We start from the raw sequence: 17,335 nt of genomic DNA, 5'->3' as shown, positions 1-17,335 counted from the left end.
CGCATCCGCAGGATCCCGAAGACCTGCTGCTCCTCGACGGCCGGCGCGGCGGCGGGGCCGCGCCCCGGTGGTTGGTCACGACGGCGAGGGGGATCCGGCGCGGGGTGGGGTTCGACGTGGCCCGGACAACACCCGGCGGAAATGGTTCGCCAGTCGTTTTGCCGAGGTGAGATCCTGGGATCCGTATGTCCACGACTCCTGCCCCCGCCCTGTCCGCCCTCCTGGAGCGGCTCCCCGAGCTGATGCTGCGCGACCAGCAGCGGCTGGGGCGCCGGCTCGACGGCGCCCGCCGGATCCGCAAGCCCGAGGCCCGCGCGGCCGTGCTCGGCGAGATCGCCGAGGACGTCGAGCGGGCGGAAGCGCGGGTCGCGAACCGCCGCGCCGCCGTACCGGACGTCACCTATCCGGAAGAGCTGCCGGTCAGCCAGAAGAAGGACGACATCCTCGCGGCCGTCCGCGACCACCAGGTGGTGATCGTCGCGGGCGAGACCGGCTCCGGGAAGACGACGCAGATCCCCAAGATCTGCCTGGAGCTGGGCCGTGGCGTCAAGGGGCTGATCGGTCATACGCAGCCCCGCCGGATCGCGGCCCGCACCGTGGCCGAGCGCATCGCGGACGAGATCGGGACGCCGCTCGGCGAGTCGGTCGGCTGGAAGGTCCGCTTCACCGATCAGGTGAGCCCGGACACCCACATCAAGCTGATGACGGACGGCATCCTGCTCGCCGAGATCCAGACCGACCGCGAGCTGCGCCAGTACGACACGATCATCATCGACGAGGCCCATGAGCGCAGCCTCAACATCGACTTCCTGCTCGGCTATCTGGCCCAGCTCCTCCCCCGCCGCCCCGACCTCAAGGTCGTGATCACCTCCGCGACCATCGACCCGGAGCGCTTCTCCCGCCACTTCGGCGACGCGCCGATCGTCGAGGTCAGCGGGCGTACGTACCCGGTCGAGGTGCGCTACCGGCCGCTGCTGGAGGAGGGCGGCGAGGACAGCGACCGCGACCAGATCACCGCGATCTGCGACGCCGTGGACGAGCTGCAGGCCGAGGGCCCTGGCGACGTCCTGGTCTTCCTCTCCGGCGAGCGGGAGATCCGGGACACGGCCGACGCGCTGAACAAGAAGCAGCTCAAGTCCACCGAGGTGCTGCCGCTGTACGCCCGGCTCTCGCACGCCGAGCAGCACCGGGTCTTCCAGAGACACACCGGCCGCCGGATCGTGCTCGCGACGAACGTCGCGGAGACCTCGCTGACCGTCCCCGGCATCCGGTACGTGATCGACCCGGGCACGGCCAGGATCTCCCGCTACAGCCATCGCACCAAGGTCCAGCGGCTGCCCATCGAGCCGGTCTCGCAGGCCAGCGCCAACCAGCGCAAGGGCCGCTGCGGCCGGACCAGCGACGGCATCTGCGTCCGGCTGTACTCCGAGGACGACTTCCTCACCCGCCCGGAGTTCACGGACGCCGAGATCCTCCGTACCAACCTGGCCTCCGTCATCCTCCAGATGACCGCGGCGGGGCTCGGCGACATTGAGAAGTTCCCGTTCATCGACCCGCCGGACCGGCGCAACGTCAAGGACGGCGTCCAGCTCCTGGAGGAGCTGCACGCGCTGGACGGCAAGCAGAAGGACCCGCGCAAGCGGCTCACCCAGACCGGCCGGAAGCTGGCCCAGCTGCCGGTGGACCCGAGGCTGGCCCGCATGGTGCTGGAGGCGGACCGCAACGGCTGCGTCCGCGAGGTCATGGTGATCGCGGCGGCGCTGTCCATCCAGGACCCGCGCGAGCGCCCCTCCGACAAGCAGCAGCAGGCGGATCAGCAGCACGCCCGGTTCAAGGACGAGTCGAGCGACTTCCTGGCCTTCCTCAACCTGTGGAAGTACATCCGGGAGCGGCAGAAAGAGCTGTCCTCGTCCGCGTTCCGCCGCATGTGCCGCAATGAGTACCTCAACTACCTGCGGATACGCGAGTGGCAGGACATCTACAGCCAGCTGCGCACGGTCGCCAAGACCATGGACATCCAGCTGTCCGAGCAGGACGCGGCGCCGGACCACATCCATCAGTCGCTGCTGTCGGGGCTGCTGTCGCACGTCGGCTTGAAAAACGCCGGGGGGGAGGGCGGGAAGGACAGCGCGAAGAACGAGTACGTGGGCGCGCGCAGCGCCAAGTTCGCGGTCTTCCCCGGTTCGGCGCTGTTCAAGAAGCCGCCGCGCTGGGTGATGTCGGCGGAGCTGGTCGAGACGTCCCGGCTGTGGGCGCGGGTCAACGCGAAGATCGAGCCGGAGTGGATCGAGCCGCTGGCCCAGCACCTGGTCAAGCGCACCTACAGCGAGCCGCACTGGGAGCAGAAGCAGGCGGCGGTGATGGCGTACGAGCGGGTCACGCTGTACGGCGTCCCGATCGTCGCCCAGCGGAAGGTCAACTACGGCCGGTTCGACCCGGAGACCAGCCGGGACCTGTTCATCCGCAACGCGCTGGTCGAGGGCGACTGGCGCACCCACCACCAGTTCTTCCACGACAACCGGAAGCTGCTGGGCGAGGTGGAGGAGCTGGAGCACCGCGCCCGGCGCCGCGACATCCTCGTCGACGACGAGACGCTGTTCGACTTCTACGACCAGCGGATCCCGGAGCACGTGGTGTCCGGGGCGCACTTCGACTCGTGGTGGAAGCACAAGCGCCGCGACGAGCCCGAGCTTCTCAACTTCGAGAAGTCGATGCTCATCAACGAGCGGGCGCAGGGCATCTCCAAGGACGCGTATCCGGACTCCTGGCGTCAGGGGAAGCTCAAGTTCAGGGTGACGTACCAGTTCGAGCCGGGGGCGGACGCGGACGGCGTGACCGTCCACATCCCGCTCCAGGTGCTCAACCAGGTCACCCCGGACGGCTTCGACTGGCAGATCCCGGGGCTGCGCGAGGACCTGGTCACCGAGCTGATCCGGTCGCTGCCCAAACCGGTGCGCCGCCACTACGTCCCGGCGCCCAACTACGCCAGGCGCTTCCTGGACGGCGCCGTGCCGCTCCAGGAGCCGCTGACGGCCGCGCTGGGCCGGGAACTGCACCGGATGGTGGGGGTGCGGATCGAGCCGGAGGACTGGGACCCGGACAAGGTCCCCGACCATCTGAAGATCACCTTCCGGGTGGTCGACGAGCGGCGCCGCAAGCTCGCCGAGGACAAGGACCTGGAGGCGCTGAAGCAGCGGCTGCGGCCGAAGACCCGGGCCGCGATCTCCAAGGCGTTCGAGTCCTCGAAGGAGTCCGCCGGCATCGAGCAGCGCGGCGGGCTGACCTCGTGGACGGTCGGCACGCTGCCGCGCACCTTCGAGACCCGCCGCGGCGGCCAGCCGGTCAAGGCGTATCCGGCGCTGGTGGACGAGGGCGCGTCGGTGGCACTGCGGCTCTTCGACACCGAGCCGGAGCAGCGGCAGGCGATGTGGCGGGGCACCCGCCGGCTGATCCTGCTCCAGCTGCCGTCCAACCCGGCGAAGTTCGCGCAGGGGAAGCTGACCAACCAGGCCAAGCTGGCGCTCTCCAGCAGCCCGCACGGCAGCATCGCGGCCCTCTTCGAGGACTGTGTGTCCGCCGCCGCCGACCGGCTCATCGCGGCCCGTGGCGGCCCGGCGTGGGACGAGGAATCGTTCCGCAAGCTCTTCGACGCGGTCCGGGCCGACATCGCGGACGCCACGCTGGACACCGTCCGGAAGGTCCAGGAGGTGCTGGCGGCCTGGCAGTCGTGTGAGCGCCGGCTGAAGGGCATCAAGAGCCCGGTGCTGCTGCCGTCCCTCGCGGACGTCAGGGAACAGCTCTCGGAGCTGATGAAGCCGGGCTTCGTGACCGCGCACGGGGTACGCCGCCTCCCGGACCTCATGCGCTATCTGGTGGCCGTGGACCGACGGCTCCAGCAGCTCCCCACCAACGCCGAGCGGGACCGCACCCGGATGGCGAAGGTCAAGGAGATGCGGGACGAGTACGCCTGGCTGCTGGAGCAGTTCCCGGCGGGCCGCCCGGTGCCCGCGGAGGCGCTGGAGATCCGCTGGATGATCGAGGAGCTGCGGGTCAGCTACTTCGCGCATGCCCTGGGCACGGCCTATCCGGTCTCCGACAAGCGCATCGTGAAGGCCATCGACGCGGTGGCGCCGTAGGGGGTGTCCGCGGCCCGCGACACCGCCGGACGGGCCGGGCGGGCGCGAGTTCGACCGCACCCCCTGACCTGCTGTAGAGTCTGTGACGCACACCAGCGAGGCACACAGCGCACAGGCTGTGGGGCGTCACTGATGGTCCTGTGGAGCAGTTTGGAGTGCTCGCCACCCTGTCAAGGTGGAGGCCGCGGGTTCAAATCCCGTCAGGACCGCACAGCACACCGAAGGCCCGGATCCGTACAAGGATCCGGGCCTTCGGTCGTCTTGACGGCGGCCCGCGCCCGGCGGTACCCAGACGAGTAGGTGACGTGGGGGTGGCCGGGAGGTGCGGCACATGACGACGACCGCGAAACATGAGACCAGGGCGCTTCTGCGGGCCCATCTGGCGGCCGCCTCGGGCTACCGCCACTTCACCCGGCACTGCGCGGTCTGCCATCGGCTGCTGCGGCTGGCCATGGAGCCCGCGCCGTCCGCGGAGACCGCGCCGGCTCCGTCCGACGGGCCATCAACTCAGTAAGCCCTTACCGCAGTTCCGCGGAAATCGACAAGTGTTGAACTGTGTGACGGGAGTCACCAGCCACGATCCGAGAGCGGGGGACCTTACACCCGTCCCACAACGGGTCAATTTAATATGTGCAATTGCACCCTCTGTCCGGGGCGCTTCACGTCCCCCCTCGCCACCGCCTACCCCAAACCCCCCGCGGGCCGTCAAGACGCTCCTCGGCCCCGTCCCGAAGTACCCGGAATCCTCGGCGGATCACCCGCCAGGCGGGCATAAAAAAGATCGCGCTGGACCCGGCGGAGTCCAGCGCGATCGACGACGCACCCATGTCGAGCGGTGATGGCCTGTTGGGGCAGGCACCCGTCGTAGTGGAGCGATACAGGCGAAAGCCGGGCTGGGGGGCCCGGATATGCCCGGTTATGCGGTTGTTCAGGCCTCGCTGCGCTGCTGCGGGATGCCCGCGAGAAGTGCACGGACCTCCGCTTCGCGGTAGCGCCGGTGCCCTCCGAGCGTGCGGATGGACGTGAGCTTGCCTGCCTTGGCCCAGCGTGTGACCGTCTTCGGGTCCACACGGAACATGGTGGCAACCTCAGCCGGGGTCAGCAGCGGCTCGGCATCAGGGGTGCGAGCGGTCATGAGCGGCCTCCTCGGGAGAACCGAACCATCACGGTTCTTTCCTCTAAATTCTGCACCTTGACCCACGTTGCCCGAAATGGCGGACGCGGGCCGAGTCGGTTATAGGACGAACGGCTTGTCCTCGGCACTACAACTACACCATCTGTCCAGCCCCGTCGGCCAAACCGATGGAATTGCCCTCTCAGGTGCCCAACCTCGACGGAAGCCGATGGACCATGCCATAACGGACAGTCACGCGACTGTGACGATCAGTCACAACAGGATCAGGGGTATCAGATCCGCCAAGGAGTGCAATACCGATTAATCCGCCCATAGTTGGGCGGAAGGAGAACTTCCCGGACTCCTTGTCCTATTTTGACACGAGGATGGGGGATTGCCGCAAGGCCCGCAGTCAGTGCTTTAGATCACGATTGACGTATTGGCCCGGATCGGGACCTACGTCCCCACCACTGACGGCTCTGACGTACCCGGCCGCCCGATGGATCCGTTTTCCCATGATCCTTTCCTCCGGATCCGATGCGCCCCGATCCGTCTCAGCTGGCGTTCTGCCGGCCCCGGACCTCGGTCCACCGGTCGGTCAGCCGCTCGTACGCACTACCCGCACGTTCCCCGTCCCCGTCCTTCAGTGCCGCAAGCCCTTCCGCCACATCCGCCGCCGAGCGGTCGTCCTCCAGCTGCCCGGCCGGCACCACGTGCACCAGACCGCCGTAGTCCAGTTCGACCAGCGACCGCGGGTGGAATTCCTCCAGCCAGCGGCCCACGTCGACCAGGCCGTCGATCAGCGGCCCCTCGCCGAGAGCTTCCTTGAGCACCTTAAGCCCGCGCGCGACCCGCCGCCTGGCCTGGACCATCGGAGTGCGGTAACGCAGGATGGGACCCTCGTCACCCTTGGTGTACTCACGCTCCTCGTCCGCGAAGAGCACGAACCAGCGGACCGGGACATGCCAGGTCGCCGAGCGGATCCACGGACGGGCGTCCGGGTTGCGCTCCAGCCACTGCTCGTAGTCCGAGGCGGCCTGCCGGCGCACCACGGGGGGCAGTGCGGCGTCCAGGAGGGGGCCGGGAAGGCGCTCGGGCAGCTCTTCCAGGGCCAACCAGCCGCGCAGCCGTGTCCGCCACGGACAGACGCACGTGACGCCGTCCACGACCGCCACAAAGGCGTCCGCGCTCTCGTGCACCGGAACCGGCACCGGCGGCACCGGCAGCAGGTCGGCCAGCGAGCGCCGCAGCTCGTCCTGCGCGCCCGGGAGGTCGTCGCGCTTGGCATAGGTCGCCCAGTGCGCGCGCTCCGGCTCGGGAAAAGCGGCCAATGGCTCATAGACACGGAGATACGCCGCATACGGGACAATCACCGAAGACGCCAAGGTCACACCGCTCCCTCAAGGCCGATACCACCGCCAGGAGTTGCCTACCCCCCTGCTCACCGCATCGTCCCATGACCATCATGCGGACTCGGCGGGGACATGGCCGCTCCCGCGCCCTTCCAGGGCTTACGCTCGTGCCCACCGGCCCTCCCCACCAGCACGGAGGGCACCTCACCCGACCTATGGGAGTCACCACCGTGACCGACGTACGTCACACCGTCAGCGTCGACGGTCCGACGGAGAGTCGCGTGCCGAACCCTCTCTCACCTCTCTCAATACTGTTCCGCACCGATCTGGGCGGCCATGAGCAGGTCCTGCTGTGCCAGGACCGGGAGAGCGGTCTGAAGGCCGTCGTCGCGATCCACTCGACCGCCCTGGGCCCCGCGCTCGGCGGCACCCGTTTCCACGCCTACAGCGCCGAGGAGCACCCCGAGGAGGCGGCGGTCCTCGACGCGCTCAACCTCGCCCGCGGCATGTCCTACAAGAACGCGCTGGCGGGGCTCGACCACGGCGGCGGCAAGGCCGTGATCCTCGGCGATCCCGAAGAGATCAAGACCGAAGCGCTGCTGCTCGCCTACGGCCGTTTCGTGGCCTCCCTGGGCGGCCGCTACGTCACCGCCTGCGATGTGGGCACCTACGTCGCCGACATGGACGTCATCGCCCGCGAGTGCCCCTGGACCACCGGGCGCTCCCCCGAGAACGGCGGCGCCGGCGACTCCTCGGTGCTGACCGCCTACGGCGTCTTCCAGGGCATGCGGGCCAGCGCCCGGGCCTCCTGGGGCGCGCCCACGCTGCGCGGCCGCAGGGTGGGCATCGCGGGCGTCGGCAAGGTCGGCCACCACCTGGTGGAGCACCTGCTGGAGGACGGCGCCGAGGTCGTCGTCACCGATGTGCGCGCCGAGTCGGTCGACCGGGTGCTGACCCGCCACCCCCGGATCGAGGCGGTCCGGGACACCGATGCGCTGATCCGCGCCGACCTGGACGTGTACGCGCCGTGCGCGCTCGGCGGCGCGCTGGACGACGACACGGTGCCCGCCCTGACGGCGAAGGTGGTGTGCGGCGCGGCCAACAACCAGCTCGCCCACCCGGGTGTCGAGAAGGACCTCGCCGACCGCGGGATCCTCTACGCGCCGGACTACGTGGTGAACGCGGGCGGTGTGATCCAGGTCGCGGACGAGCTGCACGGGTTCGACTTCGAGCGGGCCAAGGCCAAGGCGTCAAAGATCTTTGACACCACTTTGGCCATTTTTGATCGGGCCCGGACCGACGGCATTCCGCCCGCGGCCGCGGCCGACCGGCTCGCCGAACACCGGATGGCGGAGGGCCACGGCGCCACGTGAGTGTCGCCTGAGCACTGCCTGAGCGACGCCCGGGGGACACCCGGGCGTCGCTCGGGTGTGACGGGAAAGGCCCCTCGGCGAGAGATCCCTCACCACCCCTCGGCGGGTCGGCTCCCGAGACAGGCTAAAATCGCAGCTGACCAGCGGGGACAGGGCGCCCCGAGGGTTCTGCCCCGTGGCACGTCGTGTGGGCGACGTACCGTATGGCCACAGAAGCAGGTACCGTTGAAGCCCTACGGACCGGTCTCTCTTTGGGGAGTCCGCTCCGATTCATGAACGTGAACGCGTGTCAAGACTCTGGGGCCGTCGAGCCCCGTCGTTGAGGGGGTCGAGCCATGGGGCGCGGCCGGGCCAAGGCCAAGCAGACGAAGGTCGCCCGCCAGCTGAAGTACAACAGCGGTGGGACGGACCTCTCACGCCTGGCCGAGGAGCTGGGCGCATCGCCGACGACGAACCAACCGCCGAATGGCGAGCCGTTCGAGGACGACGATGAGCTGGACGACGACCCGTACGCACAGTACGCGGATCTGTACAACGACGATGACGACGAGGACGACGAACGGTCCGATCCGTCCGCGCAGCGTCGCCGCGCCTGAACCACCCGTCCAGGCGCTCGGCTTTTTGCCGCACCTCCGCCGGTCCGGGGCAGCCGCCTCGGACCGGCTTCTGTGCTGTCCGCGCGCCGGGGCGCGGCCGGCTCAGCTCGCGTAGTCACCGGTCAGCGTCACCGCTTCCGTGTCACCGGCCGTCCGGTCGGTGATCTCACCACTCACCCAGGCGTGCACCCCGCGGTCCTCGAGGGTCGCGAGCGCGGCGTCCACCGACGCGCCCGGCACGACGGCCATCATGCCGACGCCCATGTTGAGGGTCTTCTCCAGCTCCAGCCGCTCGACCGAGCCGAGCCGCCCCACCAGGTCGAAGATCGCGCCGGGGGTCCAGGTCGAGCGGTCCACGACCGCGCGCAGGCCCTCCGGGACGACCCGGGCCAGGTTGTTGGCGAGCCCGCCGCCGGTGATGTGCGAGAAGGCGTGCACCTCGGTCGTCCGGGTGAGGGCGAGGCAGTCCAGCGAGTAGATCCGGGTCGGCTCCAGCAGCTCCTCCCCCACCGTCCGGCCCAGCTCCGGCACCTCGCGGTCCAGCGCCCAGCCGGCCCGGTCGAAGAGCACATGGCGGACGAGTGAGTACCCGTTCGAGTGAAGTCCGGACGAGGCCATGGCGATCACCGCGTCCCCCGTACGGATGCGATCCGCGCCCAGCACCGCGTCCGCCTCGACCACGCCCGTACCGGCGCCTGCGACGTCGAAGTCGTCGGCGCCCAGCAGCCCCGGGTGCTCGGCGGTCTCGCCGCCCACCAGCGCGCAGCCCGCGAGGGCGCAGCCCTCGGCGATGCCCTTGACGAGGGCGGCGACCCGCTCCGGGTGGACCTTGCCGACGCAGATGTAGTCGGTCATGAACAACGGCTCGGCGCCGCACACCACCAGGTCGTCCACGACCATGCCGACCAGGTCGTGGCCGACCGTGTCGTACACGCCCATCCGCCGCGCGATGTCCACCTTGGTGCCCACGCCGTCGGTCGCGGACGCCAGCAGCGGGCGCCGGTAGCGGGCGAGCGCGGAGGCGTCGAAGAGGCCCGCGAAGCCGCCGAGGCCGCCCACGACCTCCGGCCTGCTCGCCTTCTTGACCCACTCCTTCATCAGCTCGACCGCGCGGTCGCCCGCCTCGATGTCGACGCCCGCGGCGGCGTAGCTGGCACCAGTGGACTCAGACATGACCTTGAGTTCTTTCGTTTCGGAAAAGCGACATACGAGGGCCGGGTGCCCGGGTGCCCGAGGGCTACGGACCTACGGGCGGCGGAGCGCGTCGGCACCGCCGACACCGGCGGTCAGCGTCCGCACGCCGTCGGCGTCGGCGCTGCTCGAGGTGTGCGTCTCCGACTCCAGCAGATGCTTGCCCAGCAGCTCCGGGTCCGGCAGATCCATCGGGTACTCGCCGTCGAAGCACGCGCGGCACAGATTCGGCTTGGCGATCGTGGTCGCCTCGATCATGCCGTCGGTGGAGATGTACGCGAGGGAGTCGGCACCCAGCGACTTGCCGATCTCCTCGGTCGACAGACCGTTGGCGATCAGCTCGGCGCGGGTCGCGAAGTCGATGCCGAAGAAGCAGGGCCACTTGATGGGCGGGCTGCTGATCCGGATGTGCACTTCCAGCGCACCGGCCTCGCGGAGCATCCGCACCAGGGCGCGCTGGGTGTTGCCGCGGACGATCGAGTCGTCCACGACCACCAGCCGCTTGCCCCGGATGACCTCCTTGAGGGGGTTCAGCTTCAGCCGGATGCCGAGCTGCCGGATGGTCTGCGAGGGCTGGATGAAGGTCCGGCCGACGTAGCTGTTCTTGACCAGCCCGGAGCCGTACGGAATCCCGCTCGCCTCGGCGTACCCGACGGCGGCCGGGGTGCCGGACTCCGGCGTCGCTATGACGAGGTCCGCGTCGGCCGGGGACTCCTTGGCCAGCCGGCGGCCCATCTCGACGCGGGAGAGGTAGACGTTGCGGCCCGCGATGTCGGTGTCGGGGCGCGCCAGGTACACGTACTCGAAGACGCAGCCCTTGGGCCGGGCCGGGGCGAAGGTCACCGAGCGCAGGCCGTTCTCGTCGATCGCGACCATCTCGCCGGGCTCGATCTCCCGGATGAAGGACGCGCCCACGATGTCGAGGGCCGCCGTCTCCGACGCCACCACCCAGCCGCGCTCCAGGCGGCCGAGCACCAGCGGGCGGACGCCCTGGGGGTCGCGGGCGGCGTACAGCGTGTGCTCGTCCATGAAGCAGAGGCTGAAAGCGCCCTTGACCTTCGGCAGCACGATCGGCGCGGCCTGCTCGACCGTCAGCGCCTTGCCGTCCTCGTCGACCTGCCCCGCGAGGAGGGCGGTGATCAGATCGGTGTCGTTGGTCGCCGCGACCTGGGTGGCGCGGCCCTTGTCCCTGGGCAGGGCCTCGACCAGCTCCGCCAGCTCGGCGGTGTTGACCAGGTTCCCGTTGTGGCCCAGCGCGATCGAGCCGTGGGCGGTCGCCCGGAACGTCGGCTGCGCGTTCTCCCACACCGAGGCTCCGGTGGTGGAGTAGCGGGCATGACCGACCGCGATGTGGCCCAGCAGGGAGCCGAGGGAGGTCTCGTCGAAGACTTGTGAGACCAGGCCCATGTCCTTGAAGACGAGGATCTGGGAGCCGTTGCTCACTGCGATGCCCGCGGACTCCTGACCGCGGTGCTGCAGCGCGTACAGCCCGAAATAGGTGAGTTTGGCGACCTCTTCACCCGGCGCCCAGACTCCGAAGACGCCGCAAGCGTCCTGGGGGCCCTTCTCACCGGGGAGCAGGTCGTGGCTGAGTCGTCCGTCACCACGTGGCACGGCATCGAGTCTAGGCCAGTTCCGCTGTGCGTCCGAACGAGGGACCCGATGGGGGGCGTATGTCACATCTGCGAAAGGCTCGCTCCCGGCCTCCCCCGGCCCGGATCCGGCCTGCGTACAGCGGCATCCGGGCGTGTGAAGGACATCCGTGGCCGGGGCGAGGATCACACCTGGCGCGGCGCCGTGTCGCCACCGCTCCCGGCGGCCACGGGGAGGTGTGCGGCGAGGTCGGCGCGCTCGCCGCTCGCCGTCACGTCTCCGGCCTCCAGCGCCTCGGCCCAGCCGATCCGGCCGGTGGCCAGCCGGACCCAGGTCAGCGGGTCCGTCTCGACGACGTTCGGCGGCGTGCCGCGGGTGTGCCGGGGCCCCGCCACGCACTGCACGACGGCGAACGGCGGGACGCGCAGCTCGACCGACCCGCCGGGCGCCTTCGCCGCGAGGCCGTCGGCCAGCCACCGGGTGGCGGTGGCCAGCGCCTGGCGGTCGTACGGGATCTCCAGGCCCATCGCCGTCGTCAGCTCGTCGGTGAGGAGGACCAGCTCCACACAGCGCGCGACGAGGGCGTCCTCCGGCAGCTCGTCCCCCGCGGCCTCGATCAGGGCCCGGGCCGACGCGTCCGCCCGCCCCTCCCCCGGCCCGCCCACCGCCTCCCGCAGGTTCCTCGCCTGCGCGCTCACGGCGGCACGGGTCCTGGCGGGGTCGTAACGGCGGGCACGGGCGCGAGGCGGCATGGAGCCGAGCCTATAAGCGAGCGACTATGGAAGAGAACGGCATATATCGCCATGAAAGGTGTGAACCACTATGAACGAGCACCCGGATTGCGCGCTCGTGCGCCGTGCCTACCAGCTCTTCACGGCGGGTGACCTCGACGCCCTGTCGGCGCTCATGACCGCTGACGTCACCCACCACGTGCCCGGCGACAATCAGCGGTCCGGGCACTACAAGGGCCTGGACGAGTGCGTACGCCTGTACCGCGACTGGGGCCGGCCCGACGGCAGCTCGAAGAGCATCGACCTCGAAACGCTGATCACCGACGGCCGCGGCCGTGTGGTCTCCGTCCACCGCTACACCGCGAGGAACGCGGACGGCAGCCGCAGCTTCAGCATGAAGGCCGGGAACATCTTCACCCTCGTCGGCGGCAAGATCAGCGACATCGACGAATGCGTCGAGGACCTGGAGGCCTTCGACGCCTACTGGAGGTGACGTCATGGGTGAGCACCCGGACGCGGCCGTGGTGCGCCGCGCCGCCACCGCGTTCCAGCAAGGCGACCTGGACACCCTCGCCACAACGCTGACGGCGGACGTCGTCCAGCACGTGCCCGGTGACCACATGCTCTCCGGGCACCACAAGGGCCGGGACGCGTGTCTGCGGCTGTACCGCACCGAGTACGAGGAGACCGGCGGCACGCTGCGGGTCGACGTGGAGACGGTGATGCCCGACGGGCGCGGGCACGTGATCTCCGGACAGCACCTCCGCGCCGAGCGGGGCAACCGCACGCTGGACATGAAGACCGGGCTGTTCTTCACCATCGTCGGCGGGAAGATCAGCGACATCGACTACTGCGTCGAGGACATCGACGCCGCCAACGCCTTCTGGGCGAAGGGATGACGGAGCCCTGCGCGTGGCCCCGCCGCGAAAGGGCGGGGCCACGCGTCGTCGGGCGGGCGCTCAGGCCAGCAGGCCCGGGATGGTCGCCTCGTAGGGCTCCCGCAGCTCCGCCAGCGGGATCGAGAACTGGCCCTGGACGTCGATCGTCTCGCCGTCCACGACACCGATCCGGGTCGCGGGCAGCCCGCGCGCCCCGCACATGTCGTTGAAGCGGATCTCCTCGCTGCGCGGGACGGACACGACGGCCCGGCCGGCGGACTCGGAGAACAGCAGCACGAAGGGGTCCACGCCGTCGGGGACGACGATCCGGGCACCCTTGCCGCCGCGCAGGCACGACTCGGTCACGGCCTGGATCAGGCCGCCGTCGGACAGGTCGTGCGCCGCGTCGACCATGCCGTCGCGGGAGGCCGAGATCAGGATCTCGGCGAGCAGCCGCTCGCGCTCCAGGTCCACCTTCGGCGGCAGCCCGCCCAGGTGGTCGTGGATCACCTGCGACCAGGCCGAGCCGCCCAGTTCCTCGGCGGTGTCGCCGAGCAGGTAGAGCAGCTGGCCCTCCTCCGCGAACGCCATCGGCGTGCGCCGCGCGACGTCGTCGATCACGCCGAGGACGGCGACGACCGGCGTCGGGTGGATGGCGGTCTCCCCGGTCTGGTTGTAGAGGGAGACGTTGCCGCCGGTGACCGGGGTGCCCAGGGTCAGGCAGCCGTCCGCCAGACCGCGGGTGGCCTCCGCGAACTGCCACATGACCGCGGGGTCCTCCGGCGAGCCGAAGTTGAGGCAGTTGGAGATCGCGAGCGGCTTGGCGCCGGACGCGGCGACGTTGCGGTAGGACTCGGCGAGGGCGAGCTGCGCGCCCGCGTACGGGTCGAGCTTGGCGTAGCGGCCGTTGCCGTCCGTGGCGACGGCGACGCCGAGCCCGGTCTCCTCGTCGACCCGGACCATGCCGGAGTCCTCGGGCTGGGCGAGGACCGTGTTGCCCTGCACGAAGCGGTCGTACTGGTCGGTGACCCAGGACTTGGACGCCTGGTTCGGGGCGGAGATCACGCGCAGCACCTGCTCGCGCAGCTCGTCGCCGGTGGCCGGGCGGGGCAGCTTGCCCGCGTCGTCGGACTGGAGGGTGTCCTGCCAGTCGGGGCGGGCGTAGGGGCGCTCGTACACCGGGCCCTCGTGGGCGACGGTGCGCGGCGGCACGTCCACGATCTGCTCGCCGTGCCAGAAGATCTCCAGCCGCTCGCCGTCGGTGACCTCACCGATCACGGTGGCGATGACGTCCCACTTCTCGCAGATCTCCAGGAAGCGGTCGGCCTTCTCCGGCGTCACGATCGCGCACATGCGCTCCTGCGACTCGCTCATCAGGATCTCCTCGGGGGAGAGCGAGGAGTCGCGCAGCGGCACGGTGTCCAGCTCGACGCGCATGCCGCCGGAGCCGGCGCTGGCCAGCTCGCTGGTGGCGCAGGAGAGCCCCGCGCCGCCGAGGTCCTGAATGCCCTCGACCAGGTCTTCCTTGAAGATCTCCAGGGTGCACTCGATGAGCAGCTTCTCCTGGAACGGGTCGCCGACCTGGACGGCGGGGCGCTTGGTGGGCTTGCTCTCGTCGAAGGTCTCGGAGGCGAGCACGGAGACGCCGCCGATGCCGTCGCCGCCGGTGCGGGCGCCATAGAGGATGACCTTGTTGCCCGTGCCGGACGCCTTGGCCAGGTGGATGTCCTCGTGCTTCATCACGCCGACGCACAGGGCGTTGACCAGCGGGTTCCCCTGGTAGCAGGGGTCGAAGACGACCTCGCCGCCGATGTTGGGCAGGCCCAGGCAGTTGCCGTAGCCGCCGATGCCCGCGACGACACCGGGCAGCACCCGCTTGGTGTCGGGGTGGTCGGCGGCGCCGAAGCGCAGCGGGTCCATGACGGCGACCGGGCGGGCCCCCATGGCGAGGATGTCGCGGACGATGCCGCCGACGCCGGTGGCCGCGCCCTGGTAGGGCTCGACGTACGAGGGGTGGTTGTGCGACTCGACCTTGAAGGTGACCGCGTACCCCTGGCCGACGTCGACCACGCCCGCGTTCTCGCCTATGCCGACGAGCAGGGCGTCGGTCTCCGGGGCCTTCTCGCCGAACTGCCGCAGATGGACCTTGCTCGACTTGTACGAGCAGTGCTCGGACCACATGACGGAGTACATGGCCAGCTCGGCACCGGTGGGCCGGCGGCCCAGGATGGCGCGGATGCGCTCGTACTCGTCCTGCTTCAGCCCCAGCTCGGCCCAGGGCTGCGCGGTGTCCGGGGTCTGGGCGGCGTGCTTTGTGGTGTCCAGGGTCATGCGCTGACCAGCCTCTTGAGGATCGAGGTGAAGAAGCCGAGCCCATCGGTGCGACCGGTGCCGATCAGCGGCTCGACGGCGTGCTCGGGGTGCGGCATGAGGCCGACGACATTGCCCTCCGCATTGGAGATCCCGGCGATGTCGCGCAGCGAGCCGTTCGGGTTCAGCTCCTGATAGCGGAAGACGACGCGGCCCTCGGCCTCGAGTTCATCGAGGACGCGCTCGTCGGCGACATAGCGGCCGTCGATGTTCTTCAGCGGGATGTTGATCTCCTGGCCCTGCTCGTACGAGCGGGTCCAGGCCGTCTCCGCGTTTTCCACTCGCAACTTCTGGTCGCGGCAGATGAAGTGCAGATGGTTGTTGCGCAGCATCGCACCGGGCAGCAGATGGGTCTCGGTGAGAACCTGGAACCCATTGCAGATGCCAAGCACCGGCATACCCGCCTTCGCCTGGGCGATGACGGTCTCCATTACCGGGGAGAACCGGGAGATCGCCCCGGCTCGCAGATAGTCGCCGTAGGAGAAGCCGCCCGGCAGGATCACCGCGTCGACCTGCCCCAGGTCCTTGTCGCGGTGCCACAGCGGTACGGCTTCGAGACCGGCGGCGCGGACCGCGCGCTGAGTGTCGCGGTCGTCGAGGGTTCCGGGGAAAGTGACGACTCCGACGCGTGCGGTCACGACTCCGCCTTTGCGGCGGCGCCGGCCTCGGCGGTCTCCACCTTCACATCGAAGTCCTCGATCACGGTGTTCGCGAGGAAGGTTTCGGCGATCTCGTGGATACGGGCGAGGGCGGCGTCGTCGAGCGGGCCCTCCACTTCGAGTTCGAAGCGCTTGCCCTGACGGACGTCGGCGATGCCCTCGAAACCGAGGCGGGGCAGTGCGCGCTGCACCGCCTGGCCCTGGGGGTCGAGGATCTCCGGCTTGAGCATGACGTCGACTACGACGCGTGCCACTGGCACTCCCGATGGTGTGGTGCTGGTGCGTAAGGCGGTGGCCCAAGCCTACCCCGAGCAAAAATCTACGCGGGTAGATATCCCTTCCGGGTCACGCTCCCGCATCATCCTCGACAACCACGAGGGGAAGATCCAGCAAAAACGCATCGTCCGGATTGCGGTGTGACACGCTGACGGAATTACCGGGGCTTCACAATGCAATGCCGGTCACTGTACAAATGAAAAAGCATTGTTCGCTAACAACTGGACAGCTGACATCTTTGCACGTCAACGCAACGATGCAGCCCGAAAGGACCGATATCCGTGGCACAGCGCGTAGTAGTCACGCTCTCCGACGACCTCGACGGAGGGGAAGCGGAGGAGACGGTCACGTTCGGTCTGGACGGCAAGTCGTACGAGATCGACCTCACCGCCGCCAATGCATCGAAACTTCGCGACGCCCTCGCCCCGTTTGTGGAGGCGGGCCGCAAGCGGGCCCGCTCCGGCAAGACCTACCGCCGCACCTCCGTGGCGCCTGACCCGGCCGCGGTGCGCGCCTGGGCGCGGTCGCACGGCATGGAGGTGCCGCCGCGCGGGCGTATCCCCAAGAAGGTCTACGAAGCCTTCAACGAGGGCCGCTGAACCACTCGTTCAGGCGGCGTTCAGCCGAGTTGCACAACACCCCGGGTGGTCCGCTAGAGTCTGGAGCACGCCGAGGGGCGAGGCCGGAAGGCCAAATCCCCGAGGAACACACCATGCGGGTGTAGCTCAGTAGTAGAGCGCCCCCTTTCCAAGGGGGAGGCGCAGTGTGCGATCCCTGTCACCCGCTCTCATCACTCATCGTTCACCTCCGGGAGATCCGGTAGAGTGATGCGCGCGCCGATCGGTGAAAGCCGGTCGGAGGCATGCGGACGTAGCTCAGTTGGTAGAGCGCAACCTTGCCAAGGTTGAGGTCGCGAGTTCGAGCCTCGTCGTCCGCTCCACACGGGTCTGAGGCGCCAGTCGATGCGACTGACGCCTCAGACCTTTTTGGTGTGCGTACCACTCCGATGACATTTGTCATCGGGGCCGATGACAGCGCGCACTACAAGGCTCCCCCGGGCGGCGAA

General features: G+C 69.5%; 14 protein-coding genes, 3 tRNA genes and 1 pseudogene. 10 read left to right on the top strand and 8 right to left on the bottom strand.

Features of this window, described 5'->3' with window-relative positions:
- Positions 1–185: 185 nt before the first annotated feature.
- From hrpA to ACH4SI_RS14285, 3 genes are all read left to right on the top strand, one after another.
- Complete coding sequence (gene hrpA, locus ACH4SI_RS14295; RefSeq protein WP_398295988.1) at positions 186–4,136, top strand: ATP-dependent RNA helicase HrpA; 3,951 nt, start codon at positions 186–188, stop codon at positions 4,134–4,136.
- 134 nt (positions 4,137–4,270) lie between these two features.
- Positions 4,271–4,345 (top strand) — tRNA-Asp (locus ACH4SI_RS14290).
- Between the two features lie 122 nt (positions 4,346–4,467).
- Positions 4,468–4,650 carry a DUF6274 family protein gene (locus tag ACH4SI_RS14285; RefSeq protein WP_398295987.1) on the top strand — a complete coding sequence of 61 codons (183 nt, stop codon included), beginning with the start codon at positions 4,468–4,470 and terminating at the stop codon, positions 4,648–4,650.
- A gap of 414 nt (positions 4,651–5,064) precedes the next feature.
- On the opposite strand, the gene bldC is transcribed toward ACH4SI_RS14285, so the two are convergent.
- Positions 5,065–5,271, bottom strand: coding sequence for a developmental transcriptional regulator BldC (bldC, locus tag ACH4SI_RS14280; protein WP_003949541.1), 207 nt, complete (start codon positions 5,269–5,271; stop codon positions 5,065–5,067).
- Between the two features lie 533 nt (positions 5,272–5,804).
- The gene (locus ACH4SI_RS14275; RefSeq protein WP_398295986.1) at positions 5,805–6,641 is read right to left on the bottom strand and encodes a hypothetical protein; all 837 of its coding nucleotides are present in this window, start codon (positions 6,639–6,641) and stop codon (positions 5,805–5,807) included.
- A gap of 176 nt (positions 6,642–6,817) precedes the next feature.
- Between ACH4SI_RS14275 and ACH4SI_RS14270 the strand changes: the two genes are divergently transcribed.
- Together ACH4SI_RS14270 and ACH4SI_RS14265 are read left to right on the top strand one after the other, a co-directional pair.
- Entirely contained in the window at positions 6,818–7,975 is a 1,158-nt protein-coding gene (locus ACH4SI_RS14270; RefSeq protein ID WP_398295985.1) for a Leu/Phe/Val dehydrogenase, read from the top strand.
- A 335-nt stretch (positions 7,976–8,310) separates the two neighbouring features.
- Complete coding sequence (locus tag ACH4SI_RS14265; RefSeq protein WP_398295984.1) at positions 8,311–8,571, top strand: DUF3073 domain-containing protein; 261 nt, start codon at positions 8,311–8,313, stop codon at positions 8,569–8,571.
- Between the two features lie 102 nt (positions 8,572–8,673).
- On the opposite strand, the gene purM is transcribed toward ACH4SI_RS14265, so the two are convergent.
- The 3 genes and pseudogenes from purM to ACH4SI_RS14250 form a co-directional block, all read right to left on the bottom strand.
- On the bottom strand, positions 8,674–9,744 hold the full coding sequence (gene purM, locus ACH4SI_RS14260) for a phosphoribosylformylglycinamidine cyclo-ligase (RefSeq protein WP_398295983.1): 1,071 nt from the start codon (positions 9,742–9,744) through the stop codon (positions 8,674–8,676).
- Positions 9,745–9,816: 72 nt separating this feature from the next.
- Positions 9,817–11,376 carry an amidophosphoribosyltransferase gene (gene purF, locus ACH4SI_RS14255; RefSeq protein WP_398295982.1) on the bottom strand — a complete coding sequence of 520 codons (1,560 nt, stop codon included), beginning with the start codon at positions 11,374–11,376 and terminating at the stop codon, positions 9,817–9,819.
- 164 nt (positions 11,377–11,540) lie between these two features.
- A pseudogene (locus ACH4SI_RS14250) lies at positions 11,541–11,942 on the bottom strand (sterol carrier family protein); the annotation flags it as partial.
- Between the two features lie 235 nt (positions 11,943–12,177).
- Between ACH4SI_RS14250 and ACH4SI_RS14245 the strand changes: the two are divergent.
- Both ACH4SI_RS14245 and ACH4SI_RS14240 read left to right on the top strand, forming a co-directional pair.
- On the top strand, positions 12,178–12,579 hold the full coding sequence (locus tag ACH4SI_RS14245) for a nuclear transport factor 2 family protein (protein WP_398295981.1): 402 nt from the start codon (positions 12,178–12,180) through the stop codon (positions 12,577–12,579).
- A 4-nt stretch (positions 12,580–12,583) separates the two neighbouring features.
- Positions 12,584–12,985 (top strand): nuclear transport factor 2 family protein, encoded by a 402-nt coding sequence (locus ACH4SI_RS14240; protein WP_398295979.1) that lies wholly within the window; start codon positions 12,584–12,586, stop codon positions 12,983–12,985.
- Between the two features lie 60 nt (positions 12,986–13,045).
- Here ACH4SI_RS14240 and purL read toward each other — a convergent pair whose 3' ends face one another.
- Genes purL through purS form a run of 3 tightly spaced genes read right to left on the bottom strand, consistent with a single transcriptional unit; the run spans position 13,046 to position 16,247 of the window.
- Positions 13,046–15,295, bottom strand: coding sequence for a phosphoribosylformylglycinamidine synthase subunit PurL (purL, locus tag ACH4SI_RS14235; protein ID WP_398295978.1), 2,250 nt, complete (start codon positions 15,293–15,295; stop codon positions 13,046–13,048).
- Positions 15,292–15,972 carry a phosphoribosylformylglycinamidine synthase subunit PurQ gene (gene purQ, locus ACH4SI_RS14230; protein WP_398295977.1) on the bottom strand — a complete coding sequence of 227 codons (681 nt, stop codon included), beginning with the start codon at positions 15,970–15,972 and terminating at the stop codon, positions 15,292–15,294. The genes purL and purQ overlap by 4 nt, the downstream gene beginning before the upstream one ends.
- The gene (gene purS / locus ACH4SI_RS14225; protein WP_398295976.1) at positions 15,969–16,247 is read right to left on the bottom strand and encodes a phosphoribosylformylglycinamidine synthase subunit PurS; all 279 of its coding nucleotides are present in this window, start codon (positions 16,245–16,247) and stop codon (positions 15,969–15,971) included. Before purS ends, purQ begins: the two co-directional genes overlap by 4 nt.
- Before the next feature lie 303 nt (positions 16,248–16,550).
- Between purS and ACH4SI_RS14220 the strand changes: the two genes are divergently transcribed.
- The 3 genes from ACH4SI_RS14220 to ACH4SI_RS14210 all read left to right on the top strand — a co-directional run bounded on the left by ACH4SI_RS14220 (position 16,551) and on the right by ACH4SI_RS14210 (position 17,209).
- A complete protein-coding gene (locus tag ACH4SI_RS14220) occupies positions 16,551–16,868 on the top strand; it encodes an Lsr2 family protein (RefSeq protein WP_398295975.1) in 318 nt (105 codons plus the stop codon).
- A gap of 115 nt (positions 16,869–16,983) precedes the next feature.
- Positions 16,984–17,055 (top strand) — tRNA-Gly (locus ACH4SI_RS14215).
- A gap of 78 nt (positions 17,056–17,133) precedes the next feature.
- Positions 17,134–17,209, top strand: a tRNA-Gly gene (locus ACH4SI_RS14210).
- Positions 17,210–17,335: the final 126 nt, after the last annotated feature.

Origin of the sequence: Streptomyces sp. NPDC021212, assembly GCF_044332925.1 — a bacterium.
Lineage (GTDB): Bacteria > Actinomycetota > Actinomycetes > Streptomycetales > Streptomycetaceae > Streptomyces.
This window is presented reverse-complemented; position numbering and strand designations above follow the sequence as displayed.